The following is a 278-nucleotide window of genomic DNA, read 5'->3' on the forward strand; positions in this document are numbered from 1 at the left end:
GATTATGATACGTCCGGGTTGCTGCTATTGACCAATGACGGGGAGTTGGCCAATCGGCTCGCGCACCCCTCGTTTGAGATTGACAAGGTATATCGCGCCAGGGTAAAGGGTATCCCTACTCCGGCAAAAATCAAGCAGTTGGCAGCGGGAATCCTGCTGGATGACGGGATGACGGCGCCTGGCGAAGCACAGCTGCTGGAAGTTGACCAGGCGAAAAATCAAGCGCTGATTCAGTTGACGATACACGAAGGACGCAATCGGCAGGTTCGGCGCATGTG

Annotated in this window: 1 protein-coding gene; it reads left to right on the forward strand. The window is 55.4% G+C overall.

Features of this window, described 5'->3' with window-relative positions; genetic code table 11:
- On the forward strand, window positions 1–278 hold a 278-nt coding region (locus MXD62_RS08540; protein ID WP_248828850.1), incomplete at both ends, for a pseudouridine synthase.

This window comes from Frankia sp. Mgl5, assembly GCF_023242985.1.
Lineage (GTDB): Bacteria > Actinomycetota > Actinomycetes > Frankiales > Frankiaceae > Parafrankia > Parafrankia soli.